At 72.4% G+C, this 18,734-nt stretch carries 10 protein-coding genes and 1 riboswitch; of the genes, 6 read left to right on the top strand and 4 right to left on the bottom strand.

Annotation, left to right across the window (positions count from 1 at the left end; all coding sequences use genetic code 11):
• Position 1: 1 nt before the first annotated feature.
• Both BMY07_RS02940 and BMY07_RS02945 read right to left on the bottom strand, forming a co-directional pair.
• Positions 2 to 859, bottom strand: coding sequence for an SDR family oxidoreductase (locus BMY07_RS02940; protein WP_092774804.1), 858 nt, complete (start codon positions 857 to 859; stop codon positions 2 to 4).
• Positions 860 to 1,966 carry an NAD(P)/FAD-dependent oxidoreductase gene (locus BMY07_RS02945; protein WP_092774805.1) on the bottom strand — a complete coding sequence of 369 codons (1,107 nt, stop codon included), beginning with the start codon at positions 1,964 to 1,966 and terminating at the stop codon, positions 860 to 862. It lies immediately after the preceding gene.
• A gap of 529 nt (positions 1,967 to 2,495) precedes the next feature.
• On the opposite strand from BMY07_RS02945, the gene BMY07_RS02950 reads away from it, so the two are divergent.
• The 4 genes from BMY07_RS02950 (at position 2,496) to BMY07_RS02965 (ending at position 14,375) form a co-directional block, all read left to right on the top strand.
• Positions 2,496 to 7,994 carry an ATP-binding protein gene (locus BMY07_RS02950; protein WP_092774806.1) on the top strand — a complete coding sequence of 1,833 codons (5,499 nt, stop codon included), beginning with the start codon at positions 2,496 to 2,498 and terminating at the stop codon, positions 7,992 to 7,994.
• 96 nt (positions 7,995 to 8,090) lie between these two features.
• Positions 8,091 to 10,511: a hypothetical protein gene (locus tag BMY07_RS02955; protein ID WP_143073319.1), complete on the top strand. Its 2,421-nt coding sequence runs from the start codon at positions 8,091 to 8,093 to the stop codon at positions 10,509 to 10,511.
• Positions 10,512 to 10,670: 159 nt separating this feature from the next.
• A riboswitch (cobalamin riboswitch) is annotated at positions 10,671 to 10,881 on the top strand.
• Positions 10,882 to 10,989: 108 nt separating this feature from the next.
• Positions 10,990 to 13,335, top strand: coding sequence for a ribonucleoside-diphosphate reductase subunit alpha (locus BMY07_RS02960; RefSeq protein ID WP_245782155.1), 2,346 nt, complete (start codon positions 10,990 to 10,992; stop codon positions 13,333 to 13,335).
• A complete protein-coding gene (locus BMY07_RS02965; RefSeq protein ID WP_245782156.1) occupies positions 13,332 to 14,375 on the top strand; it encodes a ribonucleotide-diphosphate reductase subunit beta in 1,044 nt (347 codons plus the stop codon). The genes BMY07_RS02960 and BMY07_RS02965 overlap by 4 nt, the downstream gene beginning before the upstream one ends.
• A gap of 453 nt (positions 14,376 to 14,828) precedes the next feature.
• On the opposite strand, the gene BMY07_RS02970 is transcribed toward BMY07_RS02965, so the two are convergent.
• Positions 14,829 to 15,380, bottom strand: coding sequence for a sigma-70 family RNA polymerase sigma factor (locus BMY07_RS02970; protein ID WP_092774809.1), 552 nt, complete (start codon positions 15,378 to 15,380; stop codon positions 14,829 to 14,831).
• A 64-nt stretch (positions 15,381 to 15,444) separates the two neighbouring features.
• Here BMY07_RS02970 and BMY07_RS02975 point away from each other — a divergent pair, with 64 nt between their 5' ends.
• Together BMY07_RS02975 and BMY07_RS02980 are read left to right on the top strand one after the other, a co-directional pair.
• A complete protein-coding gene (locus BMY07_RS02975) occupies positions 15,445 to 16,152 on the top strand; it encodes a zf-HC2 domain-containing protein (RefSeq protein WP_092774810.1) in 708 nt (235 codons plus the stop codon).
• A gap of 148 nt (positions 16,153 to 16,300) precedes the next feature.
• Entirely contained in the window at positions 16,301 to 17,350 is a 1,050-nt protein-coding gene (locus BMY07_RS02980; protein ID WP_092774811.1) for an NAD-dependent epimerase/dehydratase family protein, read from the top strand.
• Here BMY07_RS02980 and BMY07_RS02985 read toward each other — a convergent pair whose 3' ends face one another.
• Positions 17,351 to 18,703, bottom strand: coding sequence for a hypothetical protein (locus BMY07_RS02985; protein WP_092774812.1), 1,353 nt, complete (start codon positions 18,701 to 18,703; stop codon positions 17,351 to 17,353).
• Positions 18,704 to 18,734 lie beyond the last annotated feature (31 nt).

An 18,734-nucleotide genomic window follows, 5' to 3' on the forward strand; every position in this document is an offset into this window, starting at 1 on the left:
CTCACCCGTCCCGTAGTACCGCGGCAAGGTCCGGTGCCACCTCAGCGAAGTCCCGCGGCTGCCGACCCGTCCAGTCGGCAACCGTCGTCGTGACGTGTTCCGCCTCGCCCGCGCGCAAAGTCGCGTACAGGCCCAGCCGGGCCGCGATGGCCCAGTCCGGTACACCGTTGGACGCCATCACACGGGCCGCCTCGTCCGGGGCGATGTCCACGTGGGTGATGGTTCGGCCGACCACTGTGGACACTATGGTGGCGGCGGTGGCGTAGGTGATCGCGCGGGGGCCGGTCAGGTCGAGGGCCTGGCCGTCGGTGCCGCCCTCGGTCAGGGCCACCGCGGCCACTTCGGCGATGTCGCCCGCGTCGATCATGCTGACTTTGGCGTCGCCGACCGGGAGGACGATGGTGTCGCGGGCCTTGATCGTGTGCGCCCACTGCGCCGCGTTCTGCATGAAGGAGTTGGGGCGCAGCAGCGTGTACCGCAGGCCGGACTCGATGACCGCCTGGTCGCCCTCGCCGTGCTGGCGGTGGATCGGTACCGGTGAGCGCGGGTCGGCGCCGAACGCCGAGAGGCGGACGACGTGCTGTACCCCGGCCCGCTTCGCCGCGTCCACCAGGCCCCGGTGCAGGGACGCCTGGTCGGGGTGCAGCGGGGTCAGCAGGAACAGGTCGGTGATGCCCGAGAGCGCGTCGAGCACCGTCTCCGGCCGTTCCAGGTCGGCCTCGACGGCGTCGACCAGGGTCCCGGCCGGGCGCCTGCCACCCGGTCGGACCAGGGCGCGCACCCGCTGCCCGCGTCCGGTCAGCCGCGACACCAGCCGCGACCCGACCGTGCCGGTGCCCCCGGTGACCGCGATGGCCATCTACGCCGCCTCGAGTGCGTCGGCGCCCGCCCGCTCCAGGGTCTCCGGCAGTTGGTCCTTCAGCGCGGTCTCCGCCAGCAGGTCCCCGAGCGCGGGCGCCATCTTGAACAGGTTGTGGCCCGCGATCGCGGTGACCCCCGGCCGGTGCCACGCCCGCAGCGCGTCGCTTCCCTTGGGCAGCTTGGTCATCACGCACACCCGCGCGCCGACCGGTTCCGGGTCCAGGCCCGGCATCGCCTTGGCCACGTAGGCGCTGACCCGCCGCACGTGGTCCTCCATGCCGGTCCCGGCGGGCAGCGCGCCGCCCGGTCCGAAGGGGACGTCCACGTCGGCGCCGATCAAGCCGACCACGTACGTCCCGGTCTCGCCGATGGGGGAGCCGTAGACCTTGGCGCCGAACTCCTCGGAGACGTCCACCCAGCACGGCAGCGGCGTGCCCAGCAGGTGCGGCCGGACCCGGAAGTGCGGCCGGGCGTGCAGCGCGCTCACCAGCGGGATGTCCAGCCCCGCGCTGGAGGCCAGCCACGGCACCGCCGTGCCCGCGCAGATCACCACGTGCCTGGCCCGGTAGATCGCCTCGGTGGTCTGCACCTCCACGCCCGCGCCGTCCGAGGGCACCGTCACGCTGTGCACGTCGAACGGGATGATCCGGTCGCCGACCCAGCCGACCAGCGCGTCGATGGTCCGCTTCGCCCTGATCGCGCCCGCGCCCGGGTCGACCAGCAGCGGCCGGTCGACCGGCGACAGCGCGGGGAACAGCCCGGCGTCGGAGACGAACGAGTGCTCGACCCCCTGGGCCACCATGCCGGTGACCCACGAGTCGTCCATCCCGTGGTACAGCGCGCCTTCCGGGCCGATCAGCGCACGCCCGAGCCGCTCCTCCCACCGGGCGAACCCGCGCCGACCCTCCACCGCCATCGCCACCAGCAGCTCGCTGTCGTGCCGGTGCCGGAAGGTCCTGGTCAGGCCGCCGGACAGGCCCGCGCCCGGCGGTCGGCCGTCGAACACGGCCACCTCGGCACCCCGGCGGAGCAGGGCCTCCGCGGTGGCCAAGCCCAGGATCCCCGCCCCGATCACAGCGATGTCGAGTTCCCGCCGGTGAGTCATTGCCGTCTCCCGCGCCGAAGTTCCCTCCTAGGACACCTCCGAGCGTCGCCGCACCGGGTGCCCGGGATCATCCCGTGTTCGCGTGATCTCCCCGCGTCCGCCCGCGCGACGCTCCACTGTGGAGTCCCGGCTGCCGGGTGGCCACAAACGACCCCGACCGGCGCGGCGGGCGACCCCGGGTCCCGGGGCGCGACCCCCGAGGCGGGCTGTTGGCGGCCGCCGTGGATGTCACCGGGCCGATCCCTGTCGTCAACCGGGTGGTCACCGGCCGGTCGGCGCCGCGGCGGGGGCCGTGGTCACGCTGGTCGTGGCGGTGGTCGCGCTTTGTAGCAGACGCGGCGCGCGCGAGCGGGCGGTTGGGCCAGTCCCGCTCGCGTTTTGTGGGAACCCTACAAAATGGCGGGGCCGGCACGCGTGGTTCGGGCAGTGGTGGACCCGCCGGTAACCCAGCAGGGTAGTGCCGAGTGCAGGCGACGCTCCGGGACCCGGACGTCGCCTTCTTCGCGCGGGAACTGGGGAGGCTCAGCCGGTGTTCAGTCGTGTCGCCATCGTCAACCGTGGAGAGGCCGCGATGCGGCTCATCCACGCCGTCCGGGACCTCTCGGCGGAGACCGGGGCGCGGATCGAGACGGTCGCGCTCTACACCGACGCCGACCGCGACGCGACCTTCGTCCGCGCGGCCGACATCACCTACTCCCTCGGCCCGGCCTCGGCCCGCCCGTACCTCGACCACGCCGTGCTCGAGCGCGCGCTGGTGGAGACCGGCGCCGACGCCGCCTGGGTCGGTTGGGGCTTCGTCGCCGAGGACCCGGCGTTCGCGCAGCTGTGCGAGAAGGTCGGCGTGACCTTCGTCGGCCCCAGCGCCGAGGCGATGCGCAAGCTCGGCGACAAGATCGGCGCGAAGCTGATCGCCGAGGAGGTCGGCGTCCCGGTCGCGCCGTGGAGCCGCGGCGAGGTCGCGACCCTGCAGGACGCGCTGGCCGCGGGCGAGCGCATCGGCTACCCGCTCATGCTCAAGGCGACCGCGGGCGGCGGTGGGCGCGGCATCCGCATGGTCGCCTCCGGCGCCGACCTCACCGAGGCCTACGAGCGCACCAGCCAGGAGGCGCTGCGCGCGTTCGGCTCCGGCGTCGTGTTCCTCGAGCGCCTGGTCACCGGCGCCCGGCACGTCGAGGTGCAGGTCATCGCCGACGGCCAGGGCACCGCGTGGGCGCTGGGCGTGCGCGACTGCTCGGTGCAGCGGCGCAACCAGAAGATCATCGAGGAGTCCGCGTCGCCGGTGCTCGCCCCCGAGCAGACCGCCGAGCTCAAGGCCTCCGCCGAGCGGCTCGCCGTCGCCGTCGGCTACCGCGGCGCCTGCACCGTCGAGTTCCTCTACCACCCCGGCGACAAGCTGTTCGCCTTCCTGGAGGTCAACACCCGGCTCCAGGTCGAGCACCCGATCACCGAGATCACCACCGGCACCGACCTGGTCAAGCTGCAGCTGCACGTGGCGGGCGGCGGCACCCTCGACGGCCCGCAGCCGGTCGAGAGCGGCCACGCCGTGGAGGCCAGGCTCAACGCCGAGGACCCCGACCGCGACTTCGCCCCCTCACCCGGCCGCATCGCCCGGCTGGTGCTGCCCGCGGGCCCCGGCATCCGGGTCGACACCGGCGTCAGCGAGGGCGACACCATCCCGGCCGACTTCGACTCGATGATCGCCAAGGTCATCGCGCACGGCCGCGACCGGGCCGAGGCGCTGGCCAGGCTGCGCCGCGCGATGGCCGAGACCACCGTCATCATCGAGGGCGGCGCCACCAACAAGAGTTTCGTGCTCGACCTGCTCGACCAGCCCGAGGTCATCGACGCCAGCTGCGACACCGGCTGGATCGACCGGGTGCGCGCCGAGGGCCGCCTGGTCACCCACCGGCACTCCGCCATCGCCCTGGCCGCGGCCGCCATCGAGGCCTACCAGGACGAGGAGGAGGTCAGCCGCCAGCAGCTGCTGTCGACCGCGCACGGCGGCCGCCCGCAGGTCCGGCACGAGAGCGGTCGCCCACTGGGGCTGAAGCTGCGCGGCGTCGGCTACCAGGTCGGCGTCACCCGGGTCGGGCCGCGGCGCTTCCAGGTCGTCATCGGCCAGGGCACCCAGTCGCACCGCGCCGAGGTCGAGGTCGACCGGTTCGACGCCCACACTGGCCAGGTCGTGGTCAACGGGCAGCGGTTCCGGCTCGTCTCCGCCACCCACGGCCCGACCCACCTGGTCGAGGTCGACGGAGTCACGCACCGCATCAGCCGCGACGAGGGCGGCGTCGTGCGCTCCCCGGCGCCCGCGCTGGTGGTGGCCACCCCGCTCTCGGTCGGCGACGAGGTCGAGGCGGGCGCGCCGATCGTGGTGCTGGAGAGCATGAAGATGGAGACGGTGCTGCGCGCGCCGTTCCGCGCCCGGGTCCGCGAGTACCCGGTGTCGGTCGGCAGCCAGGTCGAGACCGGCGCCCCGCTGATGCGCCTGGAACCGCTGGTCGACGCCGAGGACACCGCGGCGGCCGACGACTCGGCCGCCGCGACCGTCGAGATCGACCTGCCCACCGGCCCGGCCGACCTGACCGCCGACGAGCGGGTGGCGCGCGGCCTGCGGGACCTGCGTGCCCTGCTGCTCGGCTACGACGTCGACCCCGACGAGCGCGGCCCGGTGCTGGCCGACTACCTCGCCGCCAGGGCCGAGCTGGGCAACCGGCCCTCCGCCGGTGAGCTGGACTTGCTGACCGTGTTCGCCGACCTCTCCGAGCTCAGCCGCAACCGGCCGGGCAACGAGCTGGAGGTCGAGCCGGGCAGCCCGGTGCACAGCCCCCGCGAGTACTTCCACAGCTACCTGCAGAGCCTCGACGTCGAGCGCGCGGGCCTGACCGAGGGGTTCCAGGCCAAGCTCAAGCGGGTACTGGCCCACCACGGCGTCACCGACCTCGACCGCACCCCCGCGCTGGAGGCGGCGGTCTTCCGGATCTTTCTGTCCCAGCAGCGGATGGCCACCGATGTCGCCGTGGTCTCCGAGCTGCTGCGCCGCTGGCTGGCGGGTTCCGCTCCGGCCGAGGCGCTGCGCGAGCCGCTCGGCCTCACCCTGGAGCGCCTGGTCGAGGCGACCCAGGTCCGGTTCCCCGCGGTGTCCGACCTGGCCCGCGGTGTGGTGTTCCGCTGGTTCGCCCAGCCGCTGCTGCGCCGCAACCGGGCCAGGGTGTACGCCGCCGTGCGCGCCCAGCTGCGCCACCTCGACGAGGTCCCCGACGCACCGGACCGCGCCGACCGGATCCAGGCCATGGTGGCCAGCGCCGAACCGCTGGTCCGCCTGATCGGCCAGCGCCTCGGTCACGCGGGCAACGACCACGCGCCGCTGCTGGAGGTCCTGACCCGCCGCTACTACGGCAACGGCGGGCTGTCCGAGGTCACCACGCGGGAGTGTTCCGGCTGCCGGTTCGTCACCGCCGACCACGCCGAACCCCTCGGCGTCACCAGGGTGGTCACCACGGCCGTCGACATCGACGCGCTGCCCGCCGCGATCGGCGCGGTCGGGGTGCTCGCCGCCGACGTCGCCGAGCGCGGCCTGGTCGCCGACCTGTACCTGATCTGGGAGGACCAGCCGGACGCCGACGCGATGGCGGTGCGGCTCGGGGAACTGCTCGCCGAGCAGCCGCTGCCCGCCGGGGTCCGCCGGATCACCACGACCGTCGCGGGCACCAGCGGCGCGGTCATGCACCACCACTTCACCTTCCGCCCCGACGGCCCGGACGCGACGGTGCTGACCGAGGACCGGCTCATCCGCGGCCTGCACCCGCAGATCGCGCAGCGGTTGCAGCTGCGGCGCTTCAGCGAGTTCGACCTCACCCGGCTGCCCTCGGTCGACGAGGAGATCTACCTGTTCAACGCCGTCGCGCACGGCAACCCGGCCGACGAGCGGCTGGTCGCGATGGCCCAGGTCCGCGACCTGACCGCGCTGCGCGAGACCGATGGCAGGCTGGTGTCGCTGCCCGCGGTGGAGGACACCTTCATCGCCTGCCTCGACGCCATCCGCGGCATCCAGGCGCGTCGCCCGCAGAACAAGCGGTTCGACACCAACCGGATCGTCATGTACGTCTGGCCGCCGACCGACCTGGTCGCCGAGGAGGTCAACACCCTCGTCCAGCGGATCCTGCCGACCACGGTGGGCGCCGGGCTCGAAGAGGTGCTGTTCCTGGCCCGCAGGCGCAACTCCGCGGGCGAGCTGCACGAGGTCGCGGTCCGGATCACCCTGTCGCCGGGGCAGGAGGCGCGGTTCGAGGTCGGGGAGCCGACCACCGAGCCCGTGCGGCCGCTGGACGACTACGACCAGAAGGTCCTGCGCGCGGCCCGCCGCGGCAACGTCTACCCGTACGAGCTGACCGGGCTGCTGGCCGGTGCCAACGGCGAGTTCGTCGAGCACGACCTCGACGCCGCCGGTGAGCTCGTGCCGGTCGACCGGCCCCGCGGCCGCAACACCGCCGCGATCGTCGCCGGTGTCGTCACGACCCCCACCGAGCGCCACCCCGAGGGCGTCACCCGCGTCGTGCTGCTCGGCGACCCGACCAAGGCCCTCGGCGCGCTCTCCGAACCCGAGTGCGCCAGGGTGATCGCCGCGCTCGACCTCGCCGAGCGGATGCGCGTGCCGCTGGAGTGGTTCGCGCTCTCGGCCGGTGCCCGGATCTCGATGGCCTCGGGCACCGAGAACATGGACTGGGTGGCCGCCGCGCTCAAGCGGATCGTCACCTTCACCCAGGACGGCGGCGAGATCAACATCGTGGTCGCCGGGATCACCGTGGGCGCCCAGCCGTACTGGAACGCCGAGGCCACGATGCTCATGCACACCAAGGGCGTCCTGGTGATGACCCCGGACTCGGCCATGGTGCTCACCGGCAAGCAGTCGCTGGACTTCTCCGGCGGCGTGTCCGCCGAGGACAACTTCGGCATCGGCGGCTACGACCGGGTGATGGGCCCCAACGGCCAGGCCCAGTACTGGGCGCCGAACCTGTCCGGCGCGCGTGATGTGCTGATGGCGCACTACGACCACACCTACGTCGTGCCGGGCGAGATCGCGCCGCGCCGCGCGGAGACCACCGACCCGGTGACCCGCGACGTGTCCAGCTTCCCGCACGCGGTGGTGGGCAGCGACTTCACCACGGTCGGCGAGGTCTTCTCCGTCGAGCACAACCCGGACCGCAAGAAGCCCTTCGACATCCGCACCGTGATGCGCGCGCTGTCCGATCAGGACCACCGGGTGCTGGAGCGCTGGGCGGGCATGGCGGACGCGGACACGTCGGTGGTGCAGGACGTCCACATCGGCGGCTGGCCGGTCTGCCTGGTCGGCATCGAGTCGCGTTCGGTGCCCAGGCGCGGTTTCCCGCCCACCGATGGCCCCGACACCTACACCGCGGGCACGCTGTTCCCCCGGTCGTCGAAGAAGACCGCGCGCGCCATCAACTCGGCCTCGGGCAACCGGCCGCTGGTCGTGCTGGCGAACCTGTCCGGTTTCGACGGTTCGCCGGAGTCGATGCGCAAGCTGCAACTGGAGTACGGGGCGGAGATCGGCCGGGCGATCGTCAACTTCCGCGGCCCGATCGTGTTCTGCGTGATCTCCCGCTACCACGGCGGCGCGTTCGTCGTGTTCTCCAAGGCGCTCAACCCGAACATGACGGTGCTTGCCCTGGAGGGCTCGTTCGCGTCCGTCCTCGGTGGTGCCCCGGCGGCGGCGGTGGTGTTCTCCGGCGACGTGAACAACCGCACCGCGACCGACCCCAGGGTGACCGAGCTCCAGGCGCGGGTGGCCGCGGCCGAGGGCGCCGAGCGGGCCGCGCTCAACACCAGCCTCGCCGAGGTGCGCGCGTCCGTGCGCGCGGAGAAGCTCAGCGAGGTCGCCGCCGAGTTCGACCGGGTGCACAGCATCCAGCGCGCGGTCGAGGTCGGCTCGGTGGACGCGATCGTCAGCGTCGCGCAGCTGCGGCCGCGGATCATCGAGGCGATCGAGCACGGGATGAAGGTGTGACCGGTCGCTAAGTGTCCCTTGTGGCCGGTCGGTGTTGCCCGAAGGGGCGGACCGGTGGTCATGGCTGGACGGGCCGTGCCGTGGTGTTGTTGAGCGGTGCGGCGGCGACGCGAGGTGTCTCCTGCTGGTCTGCCCCCTTCCCCGGGGGCGGACCAGCGGGCGCCTGGCCTGCTCGCGTTGCAGCGGGCGGCGGGGAACACGGCGGTGGCGTCGCTGCTCGGCGTTCCCACGCGGACCGAGGTCGAGCCGCCGGTGGACGTTCCGGTGCGGGTGCCCGACTCGGGTGTGCCGGGCGAGGTCGTGCGGGTGGCCGAGGAGCAGCGGCTGGCTGTCGGGGAGTCGGCTGAGCGGGCTGGGGAGCGGGTGGATCAGGCGGTCCGGGCTCATCAGGACCGGTTGTCCGCGACCGTCAGCACGCAGGAGGCCACGGCTGCCGCGGCGCTGGGTTCGTTGCGTGCCAACGTAAGCGCGCAGTCTTCTGCTCAGGCCGCCGCTGCCCAGGCCGCGTCCGCAGGTACGCGTGCGACGGTCCGGGCTCGGGCGGGCACTGGGGTGACGTCCGCGCACGCCCGGATCGATGCGATGGGGGAGGAGTCCCGCGCGGCCGGGCAGCGGGAGGCTGAGCGCGCGGTTCGGGAGACGCCTGCTGCTTCGGCCGTGCGTCCGCCTGCCGCTGCTGGGGATCCGGACATCGCCGCTGGGCAGGATCGCATCGGGCAGGCCGTGGCGGACAAGGCCGGTGGCGAGTTGGCGCGGTCGGGTGGTGAGGCGGCGGGGCAGGTCCGGGCTGGGGTCGCCGCGGCACAGTCGAGTTTGTACGGACCGGCGAAGGAGAGTGCGGCTTCGCAGGTTCGGGACGCGGCGGACCAGACTGACCGGGCGTTGGTCGAGGGTACGGCCACGGCGGTTTCCGCTTTGCGGGCAACAGGTTCGCGGACGGTCGAGTCGGCTGTGCGGGGGCATCAGCGGTTCATGGTGGCCTTGCGTGCGGGGCGGCAGACGGCTGTGGGGGATCTGGCCGCGTGGGGTGCGGAGAGTCGTGGTCGGCTGCGGGACACGGCGGCTCGGCTTGGGGCTGGGTTGGTCGAGCACGCGCGATCGTTGGCGGGGTTGGTCGCGGGGCGGGTGCGGCCGGTGGAGGACCCGGTTGGTGTGGTTCGGGCCGCTGGGGACCAGGTGTCGCAAGGGATTGATGACGCGGCGGGTGGGCTTGTGGAGGGGGCGGGGCAGCTCGCTACCGGGCATCAGGCGGCCGTTGGGGGAGTGGGGGAGCAGGCGGCTGGGGCGTTCGGTCGGGTGGGGGAGGCGGCGGGGGCGGCGCTTCGGCAGGGTACGGCGGCGTTCGTCGGTCATGCCGGCCAGACTCGGGACGCGGTGACGGCTGAGCTGGATCGGGTGCCTGCGGTGGCGGGTGACGCGTTGGACGCTCGGCATCGGTCTACTGTGGATGGTCACGCCGGGGCGGTAGACCGGTCTGTGGAGGCGCAGCGGGGGTGGGTGGCCGACGCGCGTTCCCGTGGGGCGCAGGGGGCGGTCAGCTTCGCGGGTGAGGCTGAGCGGTTGACCGGGCAGGCCCGTTCACAGCCGGTGCAGCGGTGGCTGGCGGAGATCGTCGGCCGGATGCGCAACTGGCTGCGCGAGAAGTGCGGCGATGTGCTGGGCGGCATCCTGTCCGGGCTGATCCTGTCGATCCCGACGATCATCATCGGGGTCGGGTTGCTGCTGGCCGGGCCGGTCGGGTGGACGGTGCTCGCGGGTCTGCTGGTCGTCGGTGTCGGTCTGGGGATCTACGGGCGTTGGCAGGAGTACAAGGCCGACCACGGCGGTAATGGGCCGGGTTTCCTTGCCGGGCTTGGCCTGGTGGGTCTCGGGATCGCCGACCTGACCGGCATTCCGTACATTGTGGAGGCCGCGGTCGGCAGGCGCGCCTTCGCCCCGACCGGGATGAGCGACTTCGAACGCTGGGAACGCGGCACCCAGGGCGTGGTCAACCTGGCCCTGCTCGTCGCGGGCGGCGCCAAGAAGCTGTTCGCCGAACGACCTCCCGTCGAACCCGTCCGCGCCCCCGTCGACCCGCACACCATCCCGATCCCCGGCGAGAGCAACAACGCCCGCTTCGAGGCCGCCCGCCAGATCATCCTCGACACACCCCCCGCCGACCGCGCCGCCGCCACCCGGGTCCTGTTCCCCCGCCTCACCGAACTCAGCGGCAACACCTGGAACTTCCGCGCCAACCCCTCCGCAGACGGCGGAATCCACTTCACCGGCGAGGGCGCGCCCTTCATCTTCGCCATCGACAACGCGGGCAACGCCTTCCAAGGCAAAATCGGTCCCGGCACCCTCACCATCCACCCGGGCGCCCCCACCACGGTCAACTACACCACCCTCCGCCCCCTCACCCCCGCCCCGCCACCACCCCCGATACCCGCCTCCACCCCCGCCACCGCCCCCATCCCCCCGGTCGCCCCCCGACTACCCGCCCCACCCTCCGAGCGCGAGCCCGAACCCAGCCATTAGCCGGACGAGCCCCCCGCTTGATCTCCGACCCGGGCAGGCTAGTGCTGGTTCTCGATCACCGAGCAGGCCACCGGCCCGGGTGGGCCATGCCTGTGGGCACTGCTCCAACCGAGCGACACGCCCACTAGATGTGGGGTGCGATCGCGGCGCGCGCACCCATGTATTGTGCCTCTAGCTGGTTCGGCCGATCACCCAGATCGGTCGTCGCAAGAGGGAACCCGGTGTGAGTCCGGGGCTGCCCCGCAGCGGTGAGTGGGAACGAGAGCCGTCACGAAGCACTGGGCCACGACGGGCCTGGGAAGCGGCGGCCGGTAGGTGCCGATGAGGCGTGCCCGCGAGTCCGAAGACCTGCCAGCGCTCCCGCACGCGTCCGCGTGCGGGTGTCCGCGGCCCCGAGGGAGGGCGGGAGGACGTGGCGGTCGCGCGCGCCCGCCCGGTCTCCGCTGCCCGGGGTCGCTCGGTGAGCGAGGAGAGACCTGTGACGGCCACGACCACCATGCGCGTGCGCAAGCGCGATGGGACGTTGGAACCGGTCGACGTCAACAAGATCGTCGGGGCGGTGCGCGCCCAGGCCACCGGACTGTCCGATGTGGACCCGTTGCGGGTGGCGACCAGGACGATCAGCGGTCTCTACGACGGAGCCACCACCGAGGAGCTCGACCAGCTCTCCATCCAGACCGCCGCCGCGCTGGTGGCCGAGGAGCCGGAGTACTCCAAGCTCGCGGCCGGGCTGCTCGCCGCGTTCATCGGCAAGGAGGTGCGCAGGCAGGGCGTCGGCTCGTTCAGCGAGAGCATCGCGCTGGGCCACGACCAGGGCCTGATCGGCGACACCACCGCCGCGTTCGTCGCCGCCAACGCCACCGAGCTCGACGGCGCGGTCGACCCCGCCGCCGACCGGCGGTTCGAGTACTTCGGCCTGCGCACCGTCTACGACCGCTACCTGCTGCGCCACCCCGCGCAGCGCACCGTGATCGAGATGCCGCAGTACTGGCTGCTGCGGGTCGCCTGCGGCCTGTCCACCACCGCCGCCGAGGCCATCGGGTTCTACCGGCTGATGTCGTCGCTGGCGTACCTGCCCAGCTCGCCGACCCTGTTCAACTCCGGCACCCAGCACACCCAGATGTCCTCGTGCTACCTGCTCGACTCCCCGCGCGACGAGCTGGAGTCGATCTACGAGCGCTACGCCCAGATCGCCAGGCTCTCGAAGTTCGCGGGCGGCATCGGCGTGCAGTGGTCCCGGGTCCGCTCCCGCGGCGCCCTGATCCGCGGCACCAACGGCCACTCCAACGGCATCGTGCCGTGGCTGCGCACCCTGGACGCGTCGGTGTCGGCGGTCAACCAGGGCGGCAGGCGCAAGGGCGCGGCCTGCGTGTACCTGGAGACCTGGCACCCGGACATCGAGGAGTTCCTGGAGCTGCGCGACAACACCGGCGAGGACGCCAGGCGCACGCACAACCTCAACCTGGCCAACTGGATCCCCGACGAGTTCATGCGCCGGGTCGAGGCCGACGCCGACTGGTCGCTGTTCGACCCGGACGAGCTGCCCGAGCTGGTCGACCTGTGGGGCGAGGACTTCGACCGCGCCTACCGCGGCGCCGAGGAGGCGGGCCGGGCCGTGCGCACGGTCAAGGCCCGCGACCTCTACGGCAAGATGATCCGCACGCTGGCGCAGACCGGCAACGGCTGGATGACCTTCAAGGACACCTCCAACCGGACCTGCAACCAGACCGCCGAGCCGGGCAACGTGGTGCACCTGTCGAACCTGTGCACCGAGATCCTCGAGATCACCAGCGACGAGGAGACCGCGGTCTGCAACCTCGGCTCGGTCAACCTCGGCGCGCACGTGCTCGCCGACTCCCCCGAGGGCATGGACTGGGAGCGGCTGCGCGCGACCGTGCGCACCGCCGTGGTGTTCCTCGACCGCGTGATCGACATCAACTACTACCCGACCGAGCAGGCGGCCCGCAGCAACCCGCGCTGGCGGCCGGTCGGCCTCGGCGTCATGGGCCTGCAGGACGTCTTCTTCAAGCTCGGCCTGCCGTTCGACTCCCCGAGGGCGCGCGAGCTCTCGACCCGGATCGCCGAGGAGATCTACCTGACGGCGCTGGAGTCCTCGGCCACCCTGGCCGAGGAGTCGGGCGCGCACCCGGCCTTCGCGCAGACCCGCGCCGCCCGCGGTGACCTGCAGCCCGACCTGTGGGGCGTCACGCCGACGCAGACCGACCGGTGGACCGCCGTGCGGGCCCGCGTCGCCGAGCACGGCCTGCGCAACTCGCTGCTGATCGCCGTCGCGCCGACCGCCACCATCGCCTCCATCGCGGGCTGCTTCGAGTGCATCGAGCCGCAGGTGTCGAACACGTTCAAGCGCGAGACCCTCTCCGGGGAGTTCCTGCAGATCAACTCCTACCTCGTGCGCGAGCTCAAGGCGCGCGGGCTGTGGACCGACGACGTCCGGTCGCGGCTCAAGCGCGACGAGGGGTCCGTGCAGGGGCTCACCGAGCTGCCCGCCGACGTGCGCGAGCTGTTCCGCACCGCCTGGGAGCTGCCGCAGAAGGCACTGGTCGACCTGGCCGCCGCGCGCGGCCCGTACATCGACCAGAGCCAGTCGCTGAACCTGTTCGTGGCGTCGCCGACCATCGGCAAGCTGTCCTCGATGTACCTCTACGCCTGGAAGTCCGGGCTGAAGACCACGTACTACCTGCGCTCCCGCCCGGCGACGCGCATCCAGCAGGCGACCGTGCCGACCGCGGCAGCCGCCCCGGTCGACGCCGAGGCCATCGCCTGCTCCCTGGAGAACCCCGAGTCCTGCGAGGCATGCCAGTGACGGCTCTTGAGACCACCGGCCTGGCGGGCACCGCCCGCGGCCACGCGCTGCTCGACCCCGGCATGGACCTGACCCTGCGGCCCATGCGCTACCCGCTGTTCTACGACCGCTTCCGCGACGCCATCAAGAACACCTGGACCGTCGAGGAGGTCGACCTGCACTCCGACCTCGCCGACCTGGCCAAGCTCTCGCCAGCCGAGCGGCACCTGGTCAACCGGCTGGTGGCGTTCTTCGCGACCGGCGACACCATCGTCGCCAACAACCTGGTGCTCAACCTCTACGAGCACGTCAACGCGCCGGAGGCCCGCCTCTACCTGTCGCGGCAGCTGTTCGAGGAGGCCGTGCACGTCCAGTTCTACCTGACGCTGCTCGACACCTACCTGCCCGACGAGGACGAGCGGATCGCGGCCTTCGCGGCAGTGGACAACATCCCGTCGATCCGCGCCAAGGCCGAGTTCTGCTACAAGTGGATCGACTCCATCTCCGGCCTCACCCGCCTGGAGTCCAAGGCCGACCGCCGCGGCTTCCTGCTCAACCTCATCTGCTTCGCCGCGTGCATCGAGGGCCTGTTCTTCTACGGCGCCTTCGCCTACGTGTACTTCCTGCGCTCCCGCGGCCTGCTCAACGGCCTCGCGTCCGGCACGAACTGGGTCTTCCGCGACGAGTCCATGCACATGGCCTTCGCCTTCGACGTGGTGGACACCGTGCGCCGCGAGGAACCCGACCTGTTCGACGACGAGCTCATCGACCAGGTCAAGCAGATGATCCGCGAAGCCGTCGACGCCGAGACCGCGTTCGCCGAAGACCTCCTGGTACGCGGCGTGGCAGGCATGTCCGTCACCGACATGCGCACCTACCTCGAACACGTCGCCGACCGCCGCCTCCAGGTCCTGGGCATCCCCCCCATCTACGGCTCCCCCAACCCCTTCGCCTTCATGGAACTCCAAGACGTCCAAGAACTCTCCAACTTCTTCGAACGCCGAGTCTCCGCCTACCAAGTAGCAGTAACCGGCTCCGTCTCCTTCGACGAGGACTTCTAGCCCCTGGCCCGCCGGGCTGGTGCCTCTCCGGTCCCAGCCCGGCCTGTGGCACTTTCGTGTGAACACCGCTCGCCTGCGTCCCCTCCACCCAGGTCACGGTCATCCACAACCCCGCACCTATCCACAGATCCCCCCATTCACCCCTTTTCCCCGCCGCCACCCGATAGACTGGCCAAGGGGACGCCCCCCGGAGAGGGTGGGGGGCGGGGAGGTTTCGGGGACGGCCTCCGGAAAGCGCGGGGAAGCGCTCCGGGGCGAGTGCGAGCGGGGCTGCCACGTGCTTGGCCTCGGTGGAATCCGGCGTGCTTGATCGTGCAGCGATGCGGTGGACCGGGGTGCGCTGTGGGGCTGGGCACTTCGGTGCCCCGGGCCCGTTTCGGTGTGATGACCGGGACGCAACAGATCGCGGGCATGCACGATCGTGGCGTGGCGTGGCGTGGGACGGGTGGGGGGTCAGCCGGTTTCGGTGGCGGTGGTGTTGTCCATGGCGCGGATGAGGTCGTCGCGGGCTCGGGCCACTCGGGAGCGGATGGTGCCGACCGGGCAGCCCGCGATCTCGGCGGACTCGGCGTAGCTCAGGCCGAGGACCTGGGTCAGCACCAGGGCTTCCCTGCGGTCCGGGTCGAGCGCGTCGAGCAGGACGTTCAACTCGACCACGCCCTCGAACCCGGTCGTCGCGCCCAGGCGGTCGGCCTCGTGCTCCCACACCACCCCGGCCGCCAGGCGGGGGCGGGCCTTGGCCATCCGGATCTGGTCGACCACGACGCGGCGGGCGATGACCAGGAGCCAGGTCTTGGCCGAGGAGCGACCGGCGAAGCCACGCAGGCTGGTCAGCGCTCTGGCGAAGGTCTCCTGAGCCAGGTCGTCGGCCAGCGAGACGTCGGCGAGGTGGGCGACGAAGCGCCACACGTCGCGCTGGGTGGCCCGCACGAACCGCTCCAGTGCGTCCCGGTCGCCCGTGCGCGCGCGCAGCGCCCAGCGGGTCACCTCGTCATCGGGGGTCATGATCCCGGATCGTAACCACACCCCGCCGGGAACTCGTGCGCCATATGGAGCGACTATTCACCACGTGGACTGCGATACCTGCCGTGCCGCGCTCTCGGCCCGCCTCGACGGTGAGGCCGAGCCCGCGCCCGCCGCCGAGACCGACGACCACCTCGCGCACTGCCAGGACTGCGCCGGGTGGCTGGCCAGGGCCGAGGTCCTGACCAGGTCGATCCGGGTCCGGCCCGCCGAGGACGTCCCCGACCTGGTGGACGCCGTGCTGGCCATCCCGTCGCCGCGCGGGCGAGTGGTCGGGCCGCGGATCGCGCTGGCCGTGGTCGCCCTCGTGCAGCTCGGCCTCGCCCTCTCGCAGCTGCTCACCGGCGCCACCGGCGGCCACACCGAGCACGGCATGACCGGCCACCTGTTCAACGAGGGCGCCGCCTGGAACCTCGCCCTCGGCGTCGGCCTGCTCGTCGCCGCATGGCAGTCCCACCGCGCCGCGGGCCTGCTGCCCACCCTCGCCGGTTTCGTCGCCGTCCTGGTCGCCTTCTCCGTGCACGACCTCGTCACCGGCAGCGCCAGCGCCGAACGGGTCCTGTCCCACCTCCCGGTCGTCGTCGGCCTGGCCCTGCTGCTGGTCGTCTCCCGCGCCTTCCGGAAACAGCCGACCCCCGGCACCCCCGTCCTCTATGGACACAAAGACACCGGCACCGACATCGCCGACCCGCCGCAACCCGCCCCCGGTACCAAACCCCGCCACCTCCGCCCCACCGCCAAGCACGCCGCCTGACCTGGTTCCCACCAGACAGACCCACGCCAGGGCGGTCCGATTCCCACCGCCCAGCGCGTCCACCCGGGCGGGCTCCACCTCCGTGAGCCCGCCCGGGTCCCTGGCCGCCGGTCCGGCGGGGACGGGGTGAGCGGCCTAGGGTTGTGGGATGCGGATTCTCCTCACCGGCGGCGCCGGGTTCATCGGGTCGCACGTCGCGGACGCCGTTCGGCAGGGTGGGGATTCGGTGGTGCTGTTGGATTCCCTCTTGCCGCAGGCGCACGGCGGTGGCGGGTTCCCGGCCTGGCTGGACGGGTTCGAGGTCGTTCGGGGGGATGTCCGGGACCGCGAGGTGCTCGACCGGGTGCTCGACGGGGTCGATGTGGTGTGCCACCAGGCGGCGATGGTGGGGCACGGGGTGGACCCGTCCGACGCGCCGGAGTACGCCAGTATCAACGACTTCGGGACGGCCGTCCTGCTCGCGGCCATGTACGAGCGCGGGATCAAGCGGCTGGTGCTGGCCAGTTCGATGGTCGTCTACGGCGAGGGCCGCTACCACTGCGCGAGCCACGGTGTCGTCACTCCCGGGCAGCGCCGCGAGGAAGACATCGAGGCGGGCAGGTTCGAGCCCGGATGCCCGAACTGCGGCGAACCCCTCGAATCCGGCCTGGTCCCCGAAGACGCGCCGCTCGACCCCCGCAGCACGTACGCCGCGACGAAACTCGCCCAGGAACACCTCTGCGCCGCGTGGGCGCGCCAGACCGGGGGAGACGTCTGGGCTTTGCGGTACCACAACGTCTACGGTCCGCGGATGCCGAAGGACACGCCGTACGCGGGGGTGGCGTCGATCTTCCGGTCGTCGCTGGAACGCGGGGAGGCGCCGAAGGTGATGGAGGACGGCCACCAGCGGCGCGACTTCGTGCACGTGTCCGATGTGGCGCGCGCGAACCTGGCCGCGATCGCCCGACCCGCCCCCGCAGGCACGTGCCGACCGGTCAACGTCTGTTCCGGAACCCCGCACACGGTAGGCGAGATGGCGGCGGCGCTAGCGGCAGCAATGGACGGTCCAGCGCCACAAACAGTAGGCGGCGCAAGGGCAGGCGACGTGCGGCACGTGGTCGCCGACCCGGCCAGGGCGCGCGCGGAACTCGGGTTCGCCGCCGATATGTCCTTTGAGGACGGTATGGTCGAGTTCGCGAAGGCCCCGCTGCGGGGGTGATCACCACACGGTGAGCAGGAGGTGGTTGACCGCCAGGGCCAAGACGGCCTGCGCGGCCAGCCACCACCGGACCCCGGCTCGCGGCAGCCACGCGCACGCCACCACCAGCCACACGCCGAACGGCAGCCAGATCCGCTCCACCTCGGCCTTGCTCAGCCCCGACGCATCCGCGCCCAGCACCGCCACCAGACCGGCCGCGACCAACGCCACCGCGCCCCAGCCGAACAACCGGGGAGCGACGACGACCCGCCGCACACCCGCGATCACCGCCGGTCCCACCGCGAAGGCCAGTGCGGCGAGGTTCGCCCACACGAAGTACCAGTACGGCCGGGACGCCGCGATGCTGCCCGCGTACAGGACCTTGGTCAGCTCGTACCCGCGCAACCACCAGAAACCCGCCGCTGTGAACGCCGCGACCACCAGGGCCGCCCCGAACACGCCGAATGCCACCGCGCGCCACTTCCGGGTCACAGCGATCACGGCCAGTGCCACCGCGCCGCCCAACGCCAGGCCGTACGACAGGTACAGGCAGTAGCCCAGCAACATCCCCGCACCCACGGCGACCACGGCTCGCCCTCGCCCGGTCGACGCCCACGCGAGCCCGGCGACGCCCCACGCCAGCACCGCCGCGAACAGCCCATCGGCGGACACACCCACCCATACCGCGCCTGGGAACAGCACCGAGAACGGCGCCACCGCGCGCGCCACCGCCTCGCAGGCCACTGCCTTGACCGCGACCGCCACCGCCGCGCACGCCGACGAGCCGACCAGCACGCACAGCGCGGACGCCGCCGCCCCGCCGCCGAGGCCGATCCGGTCGAGCCAGACGAACAGGAGGAACGCCCCGGGCGGGTGGGCGCCGACGTGCGTGGTCCACGCGCCGGGGTGGTCGGTGAGGATGTGCGAGGTGAAGTCGCGCAGCACGGCCGGGATGTCGGTCACCCGCGGCACGTCGGTCAGGTACTCGTCGCGGCTGGTCAGCCTGCCCGCGAAGCCCTTGCCGTAGCCGTCCGACAGCGCCAGGGCGAGCGTCCAGCCGAGCGCGGTGAGCCAGGCCAGTCCGAGCAAGGGTTTCCAGGTCAGCCGCTCCGCCAAACCCGGCCCCCAGGCGGCGACCGCCACGGCGATCAGGACGGCGAACGCGCTGCCCGGGCCGACGTGCGGGAGCCACTGCGCGAGCAGCGGCGGAAAGGGCAGGAAAATGTCGACGCCCGCACGTTTGAGTTCCCAACCCACGAATGCGGCCACCACGACGACACCCACCGTGACCGCGACGACCAGCAGGTCGTGCCGGGTCGAGCGGCGGTCGGAAGCCGTTGGGGGAGAAGAAGATGGCGAGTTGGGGGACCGCACCGGCGTCAGTGTAGGGCCGGTCGGGGAATCC

The organism is Actinokineospora terrae (assembly GCF_900111175.1).
GTDB lineage: Bacteria > Actinomycetota > Actinomycetes > Mycobacteriales > Pseudonocardiaceae > Actinokineospora > Actinokineospora terrae.

Coding starts and splice junctions, on each gene's coding strand:
- BMY07_RS02940 (WP_092774804.1), bottom strand. CDS start 859: ATGGCCATCGCGGTCACCGGGGGCACCGGCACGGTCGGGTCGCGGCTG.
- BMY07_RS02945 (WP_092774805.1), bottom strand. CDS start 1,966: ATGACTCACCGGCGGGAACTCGACATCGCTGTGATCGGGGCGGGGATC.
- BMY07_RS02970 (WP_092774809.1), bottom strand. CDS start 15,380: ATGACCCCCGATGACGAGGTGACCCGCTGGGCGCTGCGCGCGCGCACG.
- BMY07_RS02980 (WP_092774811.1), top strand. CDS start 16,301: ATGCGGATTCTCCTCACCGGCGGCGCCGGGTTCATCGGGTCGCACGTC.